The 502-nt window shown below is 32.1% G+C and carries 1 protein-coding gene; it reads left to right on the top strand.

Translation table 11 applies throughout. The annotated features are described in order from the left end of the window. Window positions 1-293: 293 nt before the first annotated feature. The coding region (locus QMD61_11810) for a TIGR01210 family radical SAM protein (GenBank protein ID MDI6725319.1) at window positions 294-502 on the top strand (209 nt) is incomplete at its 3' end.

The following is a 502-nucleotide window of genomic DNA, read 5'->3' as shown; positions in this document are numbered from 1 at the left end:
ATATATGGGTGTAACCCAATATGTTGCAGGTTCACCAATTGGTCCTGACAAAGAAAAATCCATTAAACTACTTGGAGACGTAGTTAGCGCATTCTAACTCTCCAAAATTTTTTTTTATTTTTATTTTGATGTTGCCCCAGTATATTAAAAAAGCTCTTATTCTAGATTAATATATAAAAAGCTATAAATTATACCATCCACTATCACAAGTAACCTTACTATTTTTAAGAATTCCTTGAATATTTAACTATGTTTAATTAAAACATATTATTACAAAAAATTTGGAAGAAATTATGGAAATTCAAGATCTTAATCAAAAAATAAGAAAAAAGTATCTTAACTATATGGATCCAAAATCTGCCCAGGAATTATCATCCAGCTGGACCGGAGATGATATACTCTACTCTGGAAAAGGTAATGCTATTTTCATCATTCTACCCACCCCGGGATGTGCTCATGCACTCTCCAAGACTGGCGGATGTACCATGTGCAGTTATATTGC

Origin of the sequence: Methanobacterium sp. (assembly GCA_030017655.1) — an archaeon.
Classification (GTDB): domain Archaea; phylum Methanobacteriota; class Methanobacteria; order Methanobacteriales; family Methanobacteriaceae; genus Methanobacterium_D.
This window is presented reverse-complemented; position numbering and strand designations above follow the sequence as displayed.